This window comes from Devosia sp. A369 (assembly GCF_054489345.1).
This window is the reverse complement of record NZ_JBTMWV010000005.1, coordinates 1-16,208: the sequence shown is the minus strand read 5'-3', so window position 1 is coordinate 16,208 and position 16,208 is coordinate 1. Positions and strand designations below refer to the sequence as shown.

Here is a 16,208-nt window from a genome sequence, read left to right as displayed (position 1 = left end):
GCCCCCTCATTCCGAATGGCTGGCGCAGCAAATGCGTCAGCCCGGTCGGCAACCTAGGGGAACGTCCTTAAGTGTCGGTAAAGGCCTTATTCGGCATGCGCCCCGGCGGGCGGCAACAGCAGATCGCCGTCATCGCCTTCGGCCGCCACGGCCGCGTCGCGCAGGCTGGTCCGGGCTACGGTCGGCGCCGTGTTGGTCAGCGCACCGGCCGATTCCGCCTTGGTCAGGATGGCGGCCAGCGAACCGATGGTGGCGCGCAGATTGTGGCGATGCACCACCATGTCGACCATGCCGTGCTCGAGCAGATATTCCGAGCGCTGGAAGCCCTTGGGCAGCTTTTCGCGAATGGTCTGCTCGATGACGCGGGCGCCGGCAAAGCCGATCTGTGCGCCCGGCTCAGCCAGATGCACATCGCCCAGCATGGCATAGGAGGCAGTGACGCCGCCGGTGGTGGGGTTGGTCAGCACCACGAAGAAGGGCAGGCCCGCCTCGCGCAGGCGCAGCACGGCAACCGTCGTGCGCGGCATCTGCATCAGGCTGAGCACGCCCTCCTGCATGCGCGCGCCGCCGGAGGCGACGAACAGCACGAAGGGGGTCTTGCGATTGGCCGCGGTTTCGAGGCCGGTGATGATGCCCTGCCCGGCAGCCATGCCGAGCGAGCCGCCCATGAAATCGAAATCCTGCACGGCCACGGTGATGTTGCGTTCGAACAGCTTGCCGGTGGCGACGATGACGGAATCGTCAAAGCCGGTCTTGGCACGGTTTTCCTTGAGCCGATCCGGATAACGCTTCTGGTCGCGGAATTTCAGTGGATCGACCGGCACGGAGGCCACCGGCACCAGCTGATAGGCGCCATCATCCAGGAAGGTCTTGAGCCGGTCAGCCGGCTTGATCTTCATGTGGTAGCCCGAATTGGGCACCACCCACTGGTTAGCTTCCAGATCGCGATAGAACACCATCTCGCCGGACTCGGGGTCCTTGACCCAGAGATTTTCCGCGATCTGCGGCTTGTTGCCGAGGATGGAGCGGATTTTGGGGCGGACGAAATTGTCGATCCAGTTCATGGGAGCCTCGTACAGGGACTTTGCGTCACCTAAGCGTCAATTGTGGCAATTGTTATCAGGCCCGGCGGGCCAGGGCAAAGGCGGAGCTGGTGCCTGTGGAGAGATTACCCCCGCGCCCGCTTCACCCCGGCAGCCAGATCGGCGACGATGTCGCGCACCGCAGCCACGGTCTGGGCGCCGCCCTTGCCGTCGACCAGCGAGCGGGCCACGGCGTCGACCAGCACCGAGCCGACCACGATGCCATCGGCATGCTTGCCAATATCGGCAGCATCATCGGCCGTCTTGATGCCGAAGCCGACGGCCACCGGCAGATCGGTATGGCTCTTGATGCGGTCCACCGCCTCGCCCACCGCGCCGCGCGACTTGATCGCCGCGCCGGTCACGCCGGTCATCGAGACGTAATAGACAAAGCCCGAGGTATTCTTGAGCACCGCCGGCAGACGCTTGTCGTCGGTGGTCGGGGTGGTCAGGCGGATGAAATTGATGCCAGCCTTGAGCGCCGGAATGCAGAGTTCTTCGTCTTCCTCGGGCGGCAGATCAACGATGATCAAGCCATCGACGCCCGCTGCCTTGGCGGCCGCGAGAAACTTGTCGACGCCGAAAATATAGATAGGGTTGTAATAGCCCATGAGCACGATGGGCGTGGTCTCGTCCTTGCGGCGGAAATCTTCCACCATGCCAAGCACGCCGCGCAGGGTCTGGCCGGAGGCCAAAGCGCGCTGGCCGCCAAGCTGGATGGCAACGCCATCCGCCATCGGATCGGAGAAGGGCATGCCCAATTCGATAATGTCGGCGCCGGCCTGCGGCAGCGCCTCAAAAATAGCCTGGCCAATCGCCAGATCGGGATCGCCGGCCATGATGAAGGTGACCAGCGCCGGACGATTGAGGGTCTTGAGTTCGGCGAAACGCTTTTCGATACGCGACGTCATGATCTACAGCAGCCCCAGATATTTGCCGACGCTCTCGACGTCCTTGTCGCCGCGCCCGGAGAGGCACAGCACGATCGACTGGTCCTTGCCCATGGTGGGCGCCACCTTCATCAGCTGCGCCAGCCCATGTGCCGATTCCAGCGCCGGAATGATGCCTTCCATACGCGTGCAGAGCTGGAACGCGTCCAGCGCCTCATTGTCGGTAATCGGGGCATAGGTGACACGCCCGCTGTCGTGCAGAAACGAATGTTCGGGGCCGACGCCGGGATAATCGAGGCCGGCAGAGATGGAGTGGCCTTCCAGAATCTGGCCGTCGCTATCCTGCAGCAGATAGGTGCGGTTGCCATGCAGCACGCCGGGGCTGCCGCCGGTCATCGAGGCGGCATGGCCGTTCTTGGTGTCGATGCCATGGCCGCCCGCTTCGGCGCCATAAATCTTGACGGAAGGATCATCGAGGAAGGCGTGAAAGGTGCCGATGGCGTTGGAGCCACCGCCGACACAGGCAACCACCGCGTCAGGCAGCTTGCCTTCGGCCTCGTGGAACTGCGCCTTGAGTTCGGTGCCGATGACCGACTGAAAATCGCGCACCATTTCCGGATAGGGATGCGGGCCGGCGGCGGTGCCGATCAGATAATAGGTCGAGTCGACATTGGTCACCCAGTCACGCAATGCCTCGTTCATGGCGTCCTTGAGCGTGCCGGCGCCAGCGGTGACCGCGCGCACTTCGGCGCCGAGCATCTTCATGCGCAGCACGTTGGGCATCTGCCGCTCGACGTCGGTGGCGCCCATGAAAATCACGCAGGGCAGGTCGAATTTGGCGCAGACCGTCGCCGTCGCCACGCCATGCTGGCCGGCGCCGGTTTCGGCGATGACGCGGGTCTTGCCCATGCGCTGGGCCAGCAGGATCTGGCCGAGGCAATTGTTGATCTTGTGGCTGCCGGTGTGGTTCAGCTCTTCGCGCTTGAACCAGACTTTGGCGCCGCCCAGATGCTCGGTCAGCCGCTTGGCGAAATACAGCGGGCTCGGGCGTCCGGCATAATGCACCGACAGATCGGATAGCTCGGCCTGAAACGCCGGATCGATCTTGGCAGCGCGGTAGTGCGCCTCAAGGTCCAGAATCAGCGGCATCAGCGTTTCGGCAACGAAACGCCCGCCATAGAGCCCGAAGCGACCCTGATCGTCAGGGCCATTGCGCAGGGAATTGGTGCCGGTGGTAGCCACTCGTGCCTCACAGATACGTCGGCTCCTGCGTCTCCCTCCCCCTTGTGGGGAGGGATGGCGCGCAGCGCCAAGGGTGGGGGTGGGCCACGTGCGCCGGGCGAAGGAAGACCCCCACCCGACCCCTTCGGGGCCACCCTCCCCACGAGGGGGAGGGAAAGAAAAAGCTAACCGGCTGCCCTGGCGTTCCGCATGAACGCTTCGATCAGCCGCTTGTCCTTGACGCCCGGTGCGCTTTCGACGCCGGAAGACACATCCACCCCGAAGGGGCGCACGGTCTTGACGGCATCGGCCACACTCTGCGGTGTCAGGCCCCCCGAAAGCATGAAGGGGATGGATGGGTCAAGCGCCTTGAGCAGGCCCCAGTCGAAGGTCTCGCCCAATCCGCCCGGCCGATCGGCGCCCTTGGGCGGCTTGGCATCGACCAGGATACGGTCGGCGACGTCGAGGAACGCGCTGACATGGATCACGTCTTCGGCCGAGCCGATGGGCAGCGCCTTGATGATTTCCACACCGGCCTCGGCGCGGATGGCGGTCACGCGGTGCGGCGTTTCCGGCCCATGCAGCTGGATCCAGTCGGGGCCGAGCGCCGCCACTTCGGCGACGCAGCTATTGTCCGGATTGACCAGCAGCACGCAGGTTTCGACCCGCCCGCGGGCCGCCGAAATCAGCGTAGCGATCGTCTCGATAGAGACGTGGCGCGGCGAGCGCATGAAATGCACAAAACCCACCATATCGGCCCCCGCCGCGATGGCGGTTTCGAGGATGTCTTGGGTCTTGATGCCGCAAATTTTGATAATCAGGGGATCGGCCATCTTGTCGCTCAGCGCAACTCCAGGAGGTCATCGACTTCGGTCAGCGCGCCTTGCGCGGCCTGGCCTTGGGTGCGGCGCAGCTTTTCCAGCTCGCCATTCAGCGCGTGGGCTTCGCGCCGCCAGTGCTTTTCGCGGCGCCGGTGGTGGCTCTGGGCAAACCATGTGGCGGTGCCGCCCAGCAACACGCCGATCAGCAGCACGACATAGAGCACCACAAACAACGGCACGCCATAGCCCGGCGCCACCGCCGCATCGCTGGCGGCAAAGGGATTGAAATTAATGGCCACGAAGTGCCGGTTGGCGAGGGCGAAGACAATCAATCCCAGGCAAAGCGGGACGAGGATCACCCAACCAACGATTTTGCTGACCATGCGCCTGGTGACCTATGGAGCCCTGGCCCCGTGAGTGAAGCGTCGTGCACCGCCGAAGCGGAAAAGCGGGGCCCCACTTTTCCCGGCTGCGCTCAACTGCGGTTAAGCCGCTCGCGGATTTCCTTGCCGGCCTTGAATTGCGGCACATATTTCTCGCCCACATCGACCTGTTCGCCGGTGCGGGGGTTGCGCCCGATACGCGCCGGGCGGTTCTTGACCGAAAAAGCACCGAAGCCGCGCAGCTCGACCCGATCACCGCGCGCCATGGCGTCGCCGATTTCATCGAGGATGGCGTTGACGATGTTTTCGATATCACGCTGGAACAGATGCGGGTTCTCCGCCGCGAGTTTCTCGACGAGTTCCGACTTGATCATCCCCGGCTCCAGTTGGCAGGCTGTGGCCTCATTCAGTTACGAGGCAGCGCCAACCTGCCAAAGCGAGACCAACCCGTCAAGCGTGATGGGGCCATCGGGCAGACCGAACGCGGCCCGAGCCTGCCCATTGAGGAAGGTTCCGAGCAGGTCAAAGCCTTGCTGGGGCTGTGGCCAGACGGTGTGAACCTCGAGATCGTCGGCCAATTCGCGCTCGCTTTTCAGCCAGGCGATGGCCTCCAGCTCGCCGCCAATGGCGTCGATCAGGCCGGCTTCCACCCCGACTCGGCCGGTCACGATGCGACCATCGGCCAGCGCCAGCGTCACCGGCCGGCTCAGGCCGCGCCGCTCGGCGACGATATCGACGAACCACTGAAAGCTGTCATCGACCAGCGCCGCAATCGAAACGCGCGGCGCCCCCTCCAGCGGCTCGTTGTAATCCGGCTCAGCCTTGAGCGGGCCGGAGGCCACCTTGTCGAGATCGATGCCGATGGTGTCCATCAGCTTGCCGGCATTGATGTGCTGGTAGAGCACGCCGATGGAGCCGACGATGGACAGCCGCCGGGCGAAGATCCGGTCGGTGGCGATGGCGGTCATATAGGCTGCGGAGGCGCCCAGCTCGCCGATCACCGCCACGGTGGGCTTGGCTTCGCGCAATTGCGCCAGGGCTTCGTAAAGTTCCTCGCCGCCCGCCGTGGTGCCGCCGGGCGAATTGATGGCGACGATCACCGCTTTGACCGCATCGTCCTCGGCCAGGTCATCGATGGCCTGCAGCCGATCCCGGTCGGTGGTGATGGTGCCATCGATCACCAGCCGCGCCACATAGGCGCCGCCTGAGGTCTGCGGCCAGGCAAAGCGCCCCAGCCCGACCAGGACGACCAGCGCCAGCGCGATAAAGGCCAGCACCCGCCAGCGCCCGCGCGATTTGCGATAGGTTTCTGCCGCAACGACCGTATGGGCATCAAAGGGGCGGGATGGATCAGTCATGGCGGCCTCGCTCTTGCCTATCGGGGTAGCCGCCACCCGCCGGCTTGGCAAGCGCAACCGCGTTAGCCGGCCTTCTTGGCCGCCTTCTTTTCCTGCGCCACCACATAGGCGCGCAGCGCTTTATTGATGTCGGTCTGATAGCCCTTGCCGTCCTTGGCATGGCGCTTGAACCAGTCGAGGATATCGGCGTCGAGACGCAGCGTGGTCTGCTTTTTCATCAGCCGATACATCGTGCCCTGCTTGGCATTCTCGAAGAACGCATCATCCAGCTCGGGAATATCGGAGTAGTCGATCTCGCTATCGGGGCGCGCGGCCAGTTCCCGCATGCGCTCGATCTGCTCTTCCGTGATCGGACCGGGCACATAGCGCACGAACTTAGGGCTCTCTTCGTTCATAGCGTTTCCTTTCTGCCCGCGATGCCGGTCGGGCCGAGATGATGCGAATGAGGTGACCAGCTGACATCTCCCGGCGCGTATGGACCACAAGCAGGATAGCCTCTGGGCCAAAGCGCCCGATGGTCTTGAACCGCGCTTCGCCCGCGACCGTCTTGGCCGGCAAGGTCAGCTCGTGGGGTCTTTGAAGATCATGGCCGCATCTTCAAAAAAGACACCATGCTTTGCCAAGTTCAGCTGTCGCTTATGCGCATCCCATTCGAACTCCACGCGCAGCCCCCTCCGCGTTTCGCCCAAATGTAACTACAATTTTGTAACTACACAAGCGGCTTGACCATGAATTTTGCCGCCGCCTCATAGCTGGCGAGCTTGTCGGTCAGTGCGGGCGCGGCGACGACGCGGAAGCCGTGCTTGTACCAGAAAGGCAGCGAGTCATTGACCGCAACCAGGCTGACATTGGCGAAGCCGGCAGCGCGAGCGTGGCGCAGGATATCGCCGACGATCATGGCAGCCGCCCCCGTGCCGCGCAGGGCGGGCAGCAGGGCCAGATCGTGCAGATAATAGGTGTCGGCATCCGCCGGAATTTCACCCAGCAGGCTATTGAGCTCCGGCAGCGCCTGATAGCGCCAGGGATGGGAGAGCAGATAGCCCGAAGGCACCCCGTCCAGTTCGAGCAGCCGCGTGCCATCGGGATAGAGCCGACGCCGCTCGGCAAACACCGCTGCATCCTCGGGAAAATTCGGATGCACTGCCGCAGCAATGGTCTCGACCGCAGGCAGATCCAGCGTGGTCATGGCCCGCCAGTGCATTACATTCTTCATCAGGCAGGCCCCTTGGTCGCGGTTGCGAACCGCTTACCCTTAAAAAGCAAAAGGCCCGCGCTGTGAAGCGCGGGCCCGGATTTTCAAGCCGTTTGGCTTAGTTGCCTTCGCGACCCTTGAGCGCAGCGCCCAGGATGTCGCCCAGCGATGCGCCCGAATCGGACGAACCGTAATTGGCGACGGCTTCCTTTTCCTCGGCGATTTCCAGAGCCTTGATCGACAGCTGGATGCGGCTGGTCTTGCGATCGTACTGGGTGACGCGTGCGTCGACCTTTTCGCCCTTGGAGAAACGCTCCGGGCGCTGGTCGTTGCGGTCGCGGCTGAGGTCAGCACGACGGATGAAGGCCGTCATCTCGGTGTCGGCGATACGGACTTCAATGCCCCCATCGTTGACTTCGACAACAGTGCCGGTGACCACAGCGCCCTTGCGGATGCCACCCTGGTCAGCAGCGCCAGCCGGCGCGTCCGACGTGGTTTCGCCGGTCGACAGCTGCTTGATGCCCAGCGAGATGCGTTCCTTTTCGACGTCAACATCGAGGACCTTGGCCGAAACCATGTCACCGCGGTTGTAGTCGTCCAGGGCGATTTCGCCCGACTTCTGCCAATCGAGATCGGAGAGGTGAACCATGCCGTCCACATCGCCGTCGAGGCCGATGAACAGACCGAATTCGGTCTTGTTCTTGACTTCGCCTTCGATAACCGAACCGACGGGGAACTTCTCGGCGAAGCTTTCCCACGGATTGGCCAGGGTCTGCTTGAGACCGAGCGAGATGCGGCGCTTGTCCGGATCCACTTCCAGCACGACAACTTCGACTTCCTGGCTGGTCGAAACGATCTTGCCCGGATGGACGTTCTTCTTGGTCCAGCTCATCTCGGAGACGTGGATCAGGCCTTCAATGCCCGGCTCCAGTTCAACGAATGCACCGTAGTCGGTGATGTTGGTCACGCGGCCGGTGAACTTGGCCTCGATCGGGTACTTGGCTTCGATGCCATCCCAAGGATCGGCCTGAAGCTGCTTCATGCCGAGCGAGATACGATGGCTCTCGTGATTGATACGCACGATCTGGACCTTGATGGTCTCGCCGATCGTGAGCACTTCGGATGGGTGATTGACCCGGCGCCAAGCGATATCGGTGACGTGCAGCAGGCCGTCAATGCCGCCGAGATCAACGAACGCACCGTAATCGGTGATGTTCTTGACCACGCCGTCAACAACCTGGCCCTCTTCGAGCTGCTGGACGATTTCCGAACGCTGTTCAGCACGCGACTCTTCGAGGATGGCGCGACGCGAGACAACGATGTTGCCACGACGCTTGTCCATCTTCAGAATCTGGAACGGCTGCGGCACGTTCATGAGCGGTGCGATATCGCGGATCGGACGGATGTCCACCTGCGAACGCGGCAGGAAGGCGATGGCGCCTTCGAGGTCGACGGTGAAGCCGCCCTTGACCTGGTTGAAGATGGTGCCTTCAACGCGCTCATTGTTGTTGTACATTTCTTCGAGCTTGACCCAGCTCTCTTCGCGGCGAGCCTTCTCGCGCGACAGCACGGCTTCGCCAGCGGCGTTTTCGACGCGGTCAACATAGACCTCGACGATCGAGCCAACGACGATGGTGCCGTCACGGCCAGCCTGGCCGAATTCCTTCAGCGCGATACGGCCTTCGGTCTTCAGACCGACGTCGATGATCGCCAGATCCTTTTCGATCGCGACGACGGTGCCCTTTACGACGGCACCCTCTAGCGGCTCATTGTCGACGAACGAGTCCATCAACAGGGCTTCGAAATCTTCTTTCGTCACAGTTTGCTGTGCCAAATATCTTCTCCAATGCACCGGGGGTTGGCGTTAAAAGACCGGAAACCCGCCATTTCCAAACGAAAATGCCGGCGCGCGAGCGCCCGATCGAACAGTTGATTGGTAATTGTTTCCGGTGCCAGCGCCTGGATGATGGTCGGGGCCGAACCGCACAAGGGTGGATTAGAGCTTACAGCCCTGCCTTGTGCGCCATGGTCCCATCGACAATCGCGATGGCTGCGCGGAGTGCGGCCTCTATATCGAGAAGCGTCGTATCGAGCAAGTGCGCGTCGTCCGCTTTGTAGAAGCCGCCATGGGGATTTTGCATGTCACGCGCGTCCCGCTCTTCAATCTGGTGATAGAGAGCGTAGCGGTCAACCGCCTGGCCACGCGATTCAAGCTGGCGCGCCCGGCGCTCCATGCGCGCTTTGGAATCGGCCTGGATGAACAATTTGACATCGGCATCGGGGGCAATCTTGGTGCCGATATCACGGCCGTCGAGCACTGCGCCGCCGGCCTGGGTGGCAAAAGCTCGCTGATAGTCGAACAGCGCCTGCCGCACCGGACCGATCACCGCCACTTTACTGGCCATCACCCCAGCATCGGCCGAGGTAAGCGCCTCGATATCGTGGAGATGGCTGGCGTCGAGCGCCCGGGCCGCCGCAATCGCCGCCGCCTCGAAACCCGGCTGCTCATCCTGCCCGGTCACTGCCAGCCCGACGGCGCGATAGAGCAGGCCGGTATCGAGATAAGGCAGCTGGTAGTGGCGGGCCAGACCCGAAGCCAGCGTGCCCTTGCCCGAGGCGGCGGGTCCATCCACGGCAATAATCATGACAATGGTCCTTTGACAGGCGTGAAGCGGGCTCCGATAGCGGTCATGGCGGCAACGAAGCCGGGAAAGCCGGCATCGATAATGCTGGCGTCGTCGATGGTCACGGGCTGCTGGCTGGCCAGCCCCAACACCAAAAAGCTCATCGCCATACCGGCATCGCCTCGGGTCAGCACGGTTTCGCCGCCCTCGACCGCGCCGCTGCCCATTATGGTCAGCCGATCCGCACTCACCTGTGCCGCGACCTTGTTGGCAACCAGCCCGGCCACGATGGCGTCCAGCCGGGCGTCGCGCAAATCCGCTAGCCCCTCGATCACCGTCTCGCCCTGGGCATAGGCCGCCGCGACCGCCAGCAGGGCCATATCGTCCAGCATGGCGGCGGCGTGTTCCGCACTGACCCGCACGCCCTTGAGCCGCGACGAGCGCACGCGCAAATCGGCGACATGCTCGCCGCCGGTCTCGTGCTGGTTGAGAAACTGGATATCGCCGCCCATTTCGAGCAGCGTGTCGATCAGCCCGGTCCGAGTGGGGTTGATCAGCACGTTTTCGACCACGAGGTCCGATCCCGGCACGATCAACCCGGCCAGCAGTGGATAGGCCGCCAGCGCGGGATCGCCCGGCACCATTACGTGGCATGGCCGCAGCGGGGTGAGGCCGGTCACACTGATGCTCGCCACACCTGCCGCGTCATGCGTCACCGTCACCGCCCCGCCAAATTGGCCGAGCAGCTTTTCCATATGGTCCTGTGTCGGCACCGGTTCGACAATAGTGGTGATCCCGGCGCTTTGCGCCCCGGCCAGCAGCAGCGCCGCCTTGGTCGCGGCTGTTGGCACGGTAACCTGCTGCGGCAGCGAGGGACCGCGCAGCGTGACCGTCTCGCCGTCGTCATCGAGCGCAACGCCGAGCGCCGCCATCAGGGACTGGCATTGCCGCCCGCCAGCCAGCTGCGACGAAAAACCATAGGGAGCCAACAGACCCAGCAATAAGGGCGCCGCACCGCCCGTCTGCGCCAACTCGATCGGGCTAGCGGGGGCCAGCAGGCCGCCGACGCCAAGGCCATCGATCTGCCAGCCGTCAGCGTGCCGTTCGATGCGCACGCCGAGCTGGCGCAATACCGTCATCACGGCGGGCACCGTGGCGGCCTCAGACAGGCCCTCTATATGGCTGCGGCCCACGGTCAGCGCGCTCAGCAGCAGCGCGGCATGGGAGATGGCCTGATCGCCGGGCGTCATGAAACGACCCGTCATCGGGGCGGCGCCATGGCTGGCAAGCGGGGCCGGTTCGGCGGGATTTTTGGCGTTCTGATCGGTCATGGGCGAAGCCGGCTTTAGCACGGCCCGGAGCGGCAAGGCCATCGCGGGCTGTCGGTGGGAACCCGCTGTCCACATTTTCGGTTTGACAGGGGGCAGGTTTGGCCATAACCGGACGGACCAAACCGGGGCCAAGAGCCCCGCAAATCCTTACGACGAGGAACATCGATGGCCAGTTCCGAACGCGGCACAAAACGCACCGATCCAGAGACGGGCAAGAAGTTCTACGACCTGAACCTCGACCCGATTGTCTCGCCCTATACCGGCAAGAGCTATCCGCGCTCCTATTTCGAGCAGCTACTCGCCAGCAAGCCCGCCCCCGTAACCGCGCGCAAGCCCGCTGCGGATGAGGACGAAGAAGAGGTCGAGGACGAAGTCGAAGACGTCGCCGCGCCCGAGATCGTCTCGCTCGAAGATGCCGACGCCGAAGAATCCGGCGATGAGGAGATCCCTGACGTCGAGGACGTCGAGGTCGATGAAGAACTCGGCGAAGACGAAGCGGACGTCTTCCTTGAGGAAGACGAGGATGAAGACGCGGAACTCGGCTTCGACGTCGGCGGCGACGAAGACCGTTGATTCTAAAAAACTTTTCGGCCGGCAGAGCTATTTTGCCGGTCGAATAAAAAAGTGTCATTTAGGCACTTGCAAGGGGGCGGATCATCCAATAGGTTCCGCCTCGCTTCGGGAGGCAATTGCCACCGAGACCCAAAGGAATGGGGCCTTAGCTCAGCTGGGAGAGCGCTTGCATGGCATGCAAGAGGTCAGCGGTTCGATCCCGCTAGGCTCCACCATTCCGTTTTCAATCTCGAAAACACCATAAATCGCAATGACTTAGCAGGGACCGCCTTCGGGCTGCGTACCCCGCCAAGTACCCCATTTGCGTACCCCACCACCGCCATCTCTGTGTGTTCCGACAACGGAGCGCTGACCGCGTCTGGCCCTCGCCTCTAGCAGCCCCTTGGCGGGCGCATAGGGCGGCTTTGGCACGGCGGTAGGCTCATCGCCCCAACGCAGCCTAACTGACTCTGTGTGCCCTCCTGGGGGCTGTTCCTCCATGCCTTCCCGATACTGGGCGGGCACCACCGCGAATCAACGGGGCAATCCATGCGCGGTCTATTCTCTTCGGCTCAGAACTTTATCCACAATGTTGGTCTCGATATCCGGGCGGCCGTCTCGAAGCACTGGTTCAACGGCTTGGGTGGTTCATCCAGCGGCGTTTATATCCTGGTCCCGTTCACCCGCCTCAGCATGTGGGTGGAGTGGCGCGAGGTCTCGGTGGGCTTCGGCCATGAACCCGGCAAGGCGCAGTGGGAGTTCTTCGCGGGGCGGCTCCAGGGCGTCCTGTGCATTGAACCCGCAGCGGGGCGGTGAGCGCCATGACCACCTTCATCGCCGTTATCGCCGGCCTCGGCACTTGGCTCGGGCTGTCCCTCGTGTTTGCTTTTGCCCAGGGGTATCTGCGGGGCATGGGCAATCTGGGGAGGCTGTTGCTCAGTCTCCAGCCGTACAAAATTATCGTCCAGGTGATTTGCTGGTTCGCAGCGGTATGGGCAGGACTGTCAATCTTCACCAGCTTGAACGGCTAGTGTCTCACTATGGGGGTGTCCTCGGTTTTGAGGGGAGGCCCCCATCTACCGTGCAGATTGCGAGGTCATCATGCGAGCCTATCGGATTGAACACTTTTCAGGGATTGGGCCTATAGCCGCTGGCCTTGGTCTAATCCATTATCATCACGCCCTAGACGCTATTCAGCGTGGGGTGGAGCGGGCAGCAGAGGGTGAACACATCAGCGAGCTGAGCCAAGCTGATGGGGTGCAGCACCGGGCTGAGACATATCACAATTTCGGCTGCGACACCCTGACACAACTGCGGAAGTGGTTTCCCTCACCCCTGGGTTGTGAGGCAATGGGACGGGCGGGGGGTGTGCTTCGAGCCTTTGACGTCAAGGAAAGGGACGCGACATGCGCGGCCACCCGTGTGATGTTCGATAGGCGTCTAGCCCCGCTCCTATGGGAGCTACCTGCGAGCCGCCTTCACTCGCTCACTGACGAAACAGGGGCGGCGATGTAGGCCCCGGCCACCTCCGGCCCGAACAGCCGGTGACCACGCCCCTGCCATTAATCGGTGGCTGAAGCTCCCCAACCTCGCGCACCGCCCCAAGGAACCTGATGACAGACCTCAACGCCGCCACTCGCGAAACCATCACCAAGGGCAGACACTACCTCTTGGCCACCGCTGGCTCATGCCCAGGCAGCAGGGGCACGGGCGGCTGGGGTTATCTGCTCCTGCTGAACGACAAGCCCGCTGAGCCCCGCCAGCGGGTCCACGCTGAGCAGGTGCCTATGATCGCCACCAACAGTGAAATGGACTTGGTTGCAGCAATCGAGGGCCTGAGCATGCTTGTCGAGCCGAATACGCCCGCCATCGTGCAGTCCATCAGCGGCTACCTGATCACCGGCATGACGGAGTGGGTGCCAATGTGGAAGTTGAATGGATGGCGGGACGGCAAGGTCGAGAACATTGAGCTATGGAAAAAGCTGGACGCCTTCAACCAAGCGCGGACCATCGTATGGGAGAAGAGGGCCGATGTTGATAACTGTCCACCAGTCCAGCTTGCAGGCCGCATGGCAAAGCTGGCCCTAGATGGGCGTAACGTCGATGAACACGGCGAGCTGAAGGCTTCCAAAAGGCTCCGGTTGGATGCCTCGGAAATGTGAGGGTCGCCATCGGTTTAGGGTTGCGGTTCCTTTTCGGTACTTAGTATCTATTAGAACCCACCTTAGGACCCAGTGCGCATTTTGGACCGCAACGGTGGAGATAGCCTCAGGCATGCGTACCCTCCGCTAAACAAACGCAGGACGTGATGAAGATTGAAGCGATAAAGCGCAGGCTTGCCAAAGCTGCCCCAGGGGTTGCCATAGGCCCATTTGAGATTGACCTTGGTTACATCCGGGCAGACCCGACCCTTCAAGTTCGGACGCGCCTGGACCCTGGCAATCTGGCAGACCTGAAGGCAGCCTATAAATCCGGTGCCAAGGTCGAGCCCGTCACCCTGGCCTTCATCGACGGTGACGATGACATGCCGGTCATTATTGATGGTCATCACCGGGTGACCGTGCTGGAGACCCTGGACGCTGAGGCACGGGTGCGAGGGGGCGAGCGGGTAAGGGTTGTGAGTGCGCGATTTGCCCGCCTCAGTCGGGAGGAAGCCCGCTTTCAGGCCGCTGATGCCAACTCCAGGCACGGGCTGAAGCTCGACCGTGAGGCCAAGCGCAGACTGTTCGTGCGGTATATTGAGGCAGGTCGTCATCAAGGCGCGGCGGGTTCGGCCAAGTCGTATCGGGACATCGGCAAGGAACTGGGGACCACCCACAATTCCATATCAACGTGGATGAAAGCCAATTTCCCGGCCCTTGCTGCGGAGATGGGAGACGCGAACATGGTCAAGGCTGGCGGCTCTGGGTCACCGCCCCCGTAGCTTTGGTCAAGCACAAGGCCCATGCCAAGCTCATGGAAGTTAGCGGCCTGTTTGAAGGCGGCTTGAGCGGTGACAGAGAGGAAATCATCGCGGGCATGAAGAGCCTCTTGGCCGACATGGAGCGCACCCACGCCCGTACCAATAGCTTCACCCGAGACGATGCTATCGCGGGGATGGGTGATGCGCTGGGGACCGACAAACCTACCTTCTGAGTGGGTAATTTACCCATGTGCAGTAAACGCCACCACATTGGCGGTCGCGGCACGAGAACGTTTGGAGGCCCACTATATGTGGTGTTCGTGATAACCCCTCACCATAGAAGTAGTGGCTCATGGGCCATAGCGGGCGTATATTCGGCCAGCGCTGGTTTTGGCGAAAATCTTCGAGCCGTTAAGATTGAAAAGTGGGTGGGACGCTACCCCCTCCGCCCCCTCACCAGCCGGAGGACCATCGTCTGCGTCATTAATTTGCGGAGAAAAGGCCCAGGAATGGTGATGGTCAAACCGAAGTCGGCGGAGCTGCGCCGCAGCATTGATGTTGAGTTGCCCGCCATTAAGCGCCTTCCGGCCCTGGCCAGCCTGGACGCTGAGATGCAAATCCAAGTGGTAACAATGCTGGCCATCGTTGCCCAACGCCCTGGCGTCTATCAGCGGGATATGGATGGCCATGTTGGCGTCAGCCAGTCATCGGTCTCCCGCAACGTCCACATCCTCTCCCGCTGCCGCCGCGATGGCACCCCAGGCTTTGGCCTTGTTGAGCAGCGTCCTGATGCGAGAGATGTACGCAGTCAGCGGCTATGCCTGACGGCAGCGGGGGTAACCTTCGTCTCCCGGTTGATTGACCAGAGCGCTGCTGTTGCCCAGACTGAGACGTTACCCGCACCAGCGAGGGGGTAGGTTTGCGGGCACGCATTGGGAGGTTTGGGTGGATTGACCCACCGACATTGCGCGGTGTGCCATGCAGCTCTAGCCAATGAGCCTCTTTCGGTCGGCAAGTATCGACAAGACATGTACGGTTGACGAAGTTGCTTCGAGACACAAGGCAGCCAACCGGTGGCCTGCGGTGCGGCGGTGTTGTAGTTGCGTAGCAAGGTCATATGAGGCGCGGGCATGGGCTCGCACCTCCTTATAACCATCGCCGGGCACTGCCGTAGCAAGGAAGGCTTCCATCATTCGCTTGGCGTCAGTGGTGCTTGGTGCCACGCCATCCTGGCTGGTATGGATGTCGGGGTCGTATACTGCCTGGGCAACCGAGATTAGGATTTCTCGGCAGAGTAGTCCTACCCCCTGATAGTCCTCCTCGGTTGCCGCTGCTTCGATCTGCTCGCGTGCTTTGGCAAGCGCTCTGTCCACCCTTTCCCAACCGGTCGGCTCGCGCTGAGGCGGAGCCTTAGGCGTCCGTGAAGCAGTGGCGTCAATAGCGACCCTGAAAATGTCCCTGACATGCTCGCGCCGCTCGGCATAGCTCGGCAGGTGCGCCCGCCAATGGTTGTACCAATCCCAAAGACCGGGATAGGGATTCTGGTAGATTAAGCCCAGCGCTGTTGTCGCCTGGGAAATCCTGGCCTCGCGTGCAACGTAGTAGTCGTCCACATCTTGGATGCGCTTGCCACCAGTCGCCACGTCAATCATCAACTGCCGCTGGACCATCAACTCACCGATCAGAGCCTCGGGCCCGGCCAGCTTGCCACTAGGCTCTACCATGTAGTCTGAATAGCCCCGCGTTCTGTAGACACCTTCGGGGTTAGGTTTGGTGTCGTCGCTCGAACTCGACAGGTGAGAGCATACCATTGCGGGCGTGCTTGCGGGTCGGGTTGTAGAACATCTCGATG

Annotated in this window: 21 protein-coding genes and 1 tRNA gene; 8 read left to right on the top strand and 14 right to left on the bottom strand. The window is 62.3% G+C overall.

Going from position 1 to position 16,208, the window contains the following annotated elements:
• Nucleotides 1-86 precede the first annotated feature (86 nt).
• The 13 genes from accD to ACX3OZ_RS08165 form a co-directional block, all read right to left on the bottom strand.
• Nucleotides 87-1,064 carry an acetyl-CoA carboxylase, carboxyltransferase subunit beta gene (gene accD, locus ACX3OZ_RS08225; protein WP_459094228.1) on the bottom strand — a complete coding sequence of 326 codons (978 nt, stop codon included), beginning with the start codon at nucleotides 1,062-1,064 and terminating at the stop codon, nucleotides 87-89.
• Between the two features lie 104 nt (nucleotides 1,065-1,168).
• Nucleotides 1,169-1,993 (bottom strand): tryptophan synthase subunit alpha, encoded by an 825-nt coding sequence (trpA, locus tag ACX3OZ_RS08220; RefSeq protein ID WP_459094227.1) that lies wholly within the window; start codon nucleotides 1,991-1,993, stop codon nucleotides 1,169-1,171.
• 3 nt (nucleotides 1,994-1,996) lie between these two features.
• Nucleotides 1,997-3,214 (bottom strand): tryptophan synthase subunit beta, encoded by a 1,218-nt coding sequence (gene trpB / locus ACX3OZ_RS08215; RefSeq protein WP_459094226.1) that lies wholly within the window; start codon nucleotides 3,212-3,214, stop codon nucleotides 1,997-1,999.
• A 164-nt stretch (nucleotides 3,215-3,378) separates the two neighbouring features.
• Nucleotides 3,379-4,026: a phosphoribosylanthranilate isomerase gene (locus ACX3OZ_RS08210; RefSeq protein ID WP_459104254.1), complete on the bottom strand. Its 648-nt coding sequence runs from the start codon at nucleotides 4,024-4,026 to the stop codon at nucleotides 3,379-3,381.
• 8 nt (nucleotides 4,027-4,034) lie between these two features.
• Complete coding sequence (locus ACX3OZ_RS08205) at nucleotides 4,035-4,397, bottom strand: lipopolysaccharide assembly protein LapA domain-containing protein (RefSeq protein WP_459094224.1); 363 nt, start codon at nucleotides 4,395-4,397, stop codon at nucleotides 4,035-4,037.
• A gap of 92 nt (nucleotides 4,398-4,489) precedes the next feature.
• Nucleotides 4,490-4,771 (bottom strand): integration host factor subunit beta, encoded by a 282-nt coding sequence (locus ACX3OZ_RS08200; RefSeq protein ID WP_146291309.1) that lies wholly within the window; start codon nucleotides 4,769-4,771, stop codon nucleotides 4,490-4,492.
• Between the two features lie 36 nt (nucleotides 4,772-4,807).
• On the bottom strand, nucleotides 4,808-5,755 hold the full coding sequence (gene sppA / locus ACX3OZ_RS08195; protein WP_459094223.1) for a signal peptide peptidase SppA: 948 nt from the start codon (nucleotides 5,753-5,755) through the stop codon (nucleotides 4,808-4,810).
• A gap of 62 nt (nucleotides 5,756-5,817) precedes the next feature.
• Nucleotides 5,818-6,150, bottom strand: a complete 333-nt coding sequence (locus ACX3OZ_RS08190) for a BrnA antitoxin family protein (protein WP_459094222.1) — start codon at nucleotides 6,148-6,150, stop codon at nucleotides 5,818-5,820.
• Nucleotides 6,131-6,313: a BrnT family toxin gene (locus ACX3OZ_RS08185; RefSeq protein WP_459104253.1), complete on the bottom strand. Its 183-nt coding sequence runs from the start codon at nucleotides 6,311-6,313 to the stop codon at nucleotides 6,131-6,133. Before ACX3OZ_RS08185 ends, ACX3OZ_RS08190 begins: the two co-directional genes overlap by 20 nt.
• Nucleotides 6,314-6,464: 151 nt before the next feature.
• Nucleotides 6,465-6,968 (bottom strand): GNAT family N-acetyltransferase, encoded by a 504-nt coding sequence (locus ACX3OZ_RS08180; protein ID WP_459094220.1) that lies wholly within the window; start codon nucleotides 6,966-6,968, stop codon nucleotides 6,465-6,467.
• A gap of 97 nt (nucleotides 6,969-7,065) precedes the next feature.
• Nucleotides 7,066-8,736: a 30S ribosomal protein S1 gene (gene rpsA, locus ACX3OZ_RS08175; protein WP_459104399.1), complete on the bottom strand. Its 1,671-nt coding sequence runs from the start codon at nucleotides 8,734-8,736 to the stop codon at nucleotides 7,066-7,068.
• A gap of 214 nt (nucleotides 8,737-8,950) precedes the next feature.
• Entirely contained in the window at nucleotides 8,951-9,592 is a 642-nt protein-coding gene (locus ACX3OZ_RS08170) for a (d)CMP kinase (RefSeq protein ID WP_459104252.1), read from the bottom strand.
• Complete coding sequence (locus tag ACX3OZ_RS08165; RefSeq protein WP_459104251.1) at nucleotides 9,589-10,902, bottom strand: 3-phosphoshikimate 1-carboxyvinyltransferase; 1,314 nt, start codon at nucleotides 10,900-10,902, stop codon at nucleotides 9,589-9,591. The genes ACX3OZ_RS08170 and ACX3OZ_RS08165 overlap by 4 nt, the downstream gene beginning before the upstream one ends.
• A gap of 165 nt (nucleotides 10,903-11,067) precedes the next feature.
• Here ACX3OZ_RS08165 and ACX3OZ_RS08160 point away from each other — a divergent pair, with 165 nt between their 5' ends.
• The 8 genes from ACX3OZ_RS08160 to ACX3OZ_RS08125 all read left to right on the top strand — a co-directional run bounded on the left by ACX3OZ_RS08160 (nucleotide 11,068) and on the right by ACX3OZ_RS08125 (nucleotide 15,273).
• Entirely contained in the window at nucleotides 11,068-11,475 is a 408-nt protein-coding gene (locus ACX3OZ_RS08160) for a TIGR02300 family protein (RefSeq protein ID WP_459104250.1), read from the top strand.
• Between the two features lie 139 nt (nucleotides 11,476-11,614).
• Nucleotides 11,615-11,690 (top strand) — tRNA-Ala (locus ACX3OZ_RS08155).
• Nucleotides 11,691-12,003: 313 nt separating this feature from the next.
• Nucleotides 12,004-12,270 (top strand): hypothetical protein, encoded by a 267-nt coding sequence (locus ACX3OZ_RS08150; protein ID WP_459104249.1) that lies wholly within the window; start codon nucleotides 12,004-12,006, stop codon nucleotides 12,268-12,270.
• A gap of 5 nt (nucleotides 12,271-12,275) precedes the next feature.
• Nucleotides 12,276-12,485, top strand: a complete 210-nt coding sequence (locus ACX3OZ_RS08145; protein ID WP_459104248.1) for a hypothetical protein — start codon at nucleotides 12,276-12,278, stop codon at nucleotides 12,483-12,485.
• A 582-nt stretch (nucleotides 12,486-13,067) separates the two neighbouring features.
• Entirely contained in the window at nucleotides 13,068-13,616 is a 549-nt protein-coding gene (locus tag ACX3OZ_RS08140; protein ID WP_459104247.1) for an RNase H family protein, read from the top strand.
• A gap of 146 nt (nucleotides 13,617-13,762) precedes the next feature.
• The gene (locus ACX3OZ_RS08135) at nucleotides 13,763-14,377 is read left to right on the top strand and encodes a hypothetical protein (protein WP_459104246.1); all 615 of its coding nucleotides are present in this window, start codon (nucleotides 13,763-13,765) and stop codon (nucleotides 14,375-14,377) included.
• A gap of 2 nt (nucleotides 14,378-14,379) precedes the next feature.
• The gene (locus tag ACX3OZ_RS08130) at nucleotides 14,380-14,589 is read left to right on the top strand and encodes a hypothetical protein (RefSeq protein WP_459104245.1); all 210 of its coding nucleotides are present in this window, start codon (nucleotides 14,380-14,382) and stop codon (nucleotides 14,587-14,589) included.
• A 282-nt stretch (nucleotides 14,590-14,871) separates the two neighbouring features.
• Nucleotides 14,872-15,273 carry a hypothetical protein gene (locus ACX3OZ_RS08125; RefSeq protein ID WP_459104244.1) on the top strand — a complete coding sequence of 134 codons (402 nt, stop codon included), beginning with the start codon at nucleotides 14,872-14,874 and terminating at the stop codon, nucleotides 15,271-15,273.
• 69 nt (nucleotides 15,274-15,342) lie between these two features.
• Here ACX3OZ_RS08125 and ACX3OZ_RS08120 read toward each other — a convergent pair.
• On the bottom strand, nucleotides 15,343-16,208 hold an 866-nt coding region (locus ACX3OZ_RS08120; protein ID WP_459104404.1), incomplete at its 5' end, for a hypothetical protein.

Excerpts from the sequence above, each read along its gene's own strand:
- accD (WP_459094228.1), bottom strand. The coding sequence starts at position 1,064 with ATGAACTGGATCGACAATTTCGTCCGCCCCAAAATCCGCTCCATCCTC.
- trpA (WP_459094227.1), bottom strand. The coding sequence starts at position 1,993 with ATGACGTCGCGTATCGAAAAGCGTTTCGCCGAACTCAAGACCCTCAAT.
- ACX3OZ_RS08210 (WP_459104254.1), bottom strand. The coding sequence starts at position 4,026 with ATGGCCGATCCCCTGATTATCAAAATTTGCGGCATCAAGACCCAAGAC.
- ACX3OZ_RS08205 (WP_459094224.1), bottom strand. The coding sequence starts at position 4,397 with ATGGTCAGCAAAATCGTTGGTTGGGTGATCCTCGTCCCGCTTTGCCTG.
- ACX3OZ_RS08200 (WP_146291309.1), bottom strand. The coding sequence starts at position 4,771 with ATGATCAAGTCGGAACTCGTCGAGAAACTCGCGGCGGAGAACCCGCAT.
- sppA (WP_459094223.1), bottom strand. The coding sequence starts at position 5,755 with ATGACTGATCCATCCCGCCCCTTTGATGCCCATACGGTCGTTGCGGCA.
- ACX3OZ_RS08190 (WP_459094222.1), bottom strand. The coding sequence starts at position 6,150 with ATGAACGAAGAGAGCCCTAAGTTCGTGCGCTATGTGCCCGGTCCGATC.
- ACX3OZ_RS08180 (WP_459094220.1), bottom strand. The coding sequence starts at position 6,968 with ATGAAGAATGTAATGCACTGGCGGGCCATGACCACGCTGGATCTGCCT.
- rpsA (WP_459104399.1), bottom strand. The coding sequence starts at position 8,736 with ATGGACTCGTTCGTCGACAATGAGCCGCTAGAGGGTGCCGTCGTAAAG.
- ACX3OZ_RS08170 (WP_459104252.1), bottom strand. The coding sequence starts at position 9,592 with ATGATTATTGCCGTGGATGGACCCGCCGCCTCGGGCAAGGGCACGCTG.
- ACX3OZ_RS08165 (WP_459104251.1), bottom strand. The coding sequence starts at position 10,902 with ATGACCGATCAGAACGCCAAAAATCCCGCCGAACCGGCCCCGCTTGCC.
- ACX3OZ_RS08160 (WP_459104250.1), top strand. The coding sequence starts at position 11,068 with ATGGCCAGTTCCGAACGCGGCACAAAACGCACCGATCCAGAGACGGGC.
- ACX3OZ_RS08150 (WP_459104249.1), top strand. The coding sequence starts at position 12,004 with ATGCGCGGTCTATTCTCTTCGGCTCAGAACTTTATCCACAATGTTGGT.
- ACX3OZ_RS08145 (WP_459104248.1), top strand. The coding sequence starts at position 12,276 with ATGACCACCTTCATCGCCGTTATCGCCGGCCTCGGCACTTGGCTCGGG.
- ACX3OZ_RS08140 (WP_459104247.1), top strand. The coding sequence starts at position 13,068 with ATGACAGACCTCAACGCCGCCACTCGCGAAACCATCACCAAGGGCAGA.
- ACX3OZ_RS08135 (WP_459104246.1), top strand. The coding sequence starts at position 13,763 with ATGAAGATTGAAGCGATAAAGCGCAGGCTTGCCAAAGCTGCCCCAGGG.
- ACX3OZ_RS08125 (WP_459104244.1), top strand. The coding sequence starts at position 14,872 with ATGGTCAAACCGAAGTCGGCGGAGCTGCGCCGCAGCATTGATGTTGAG.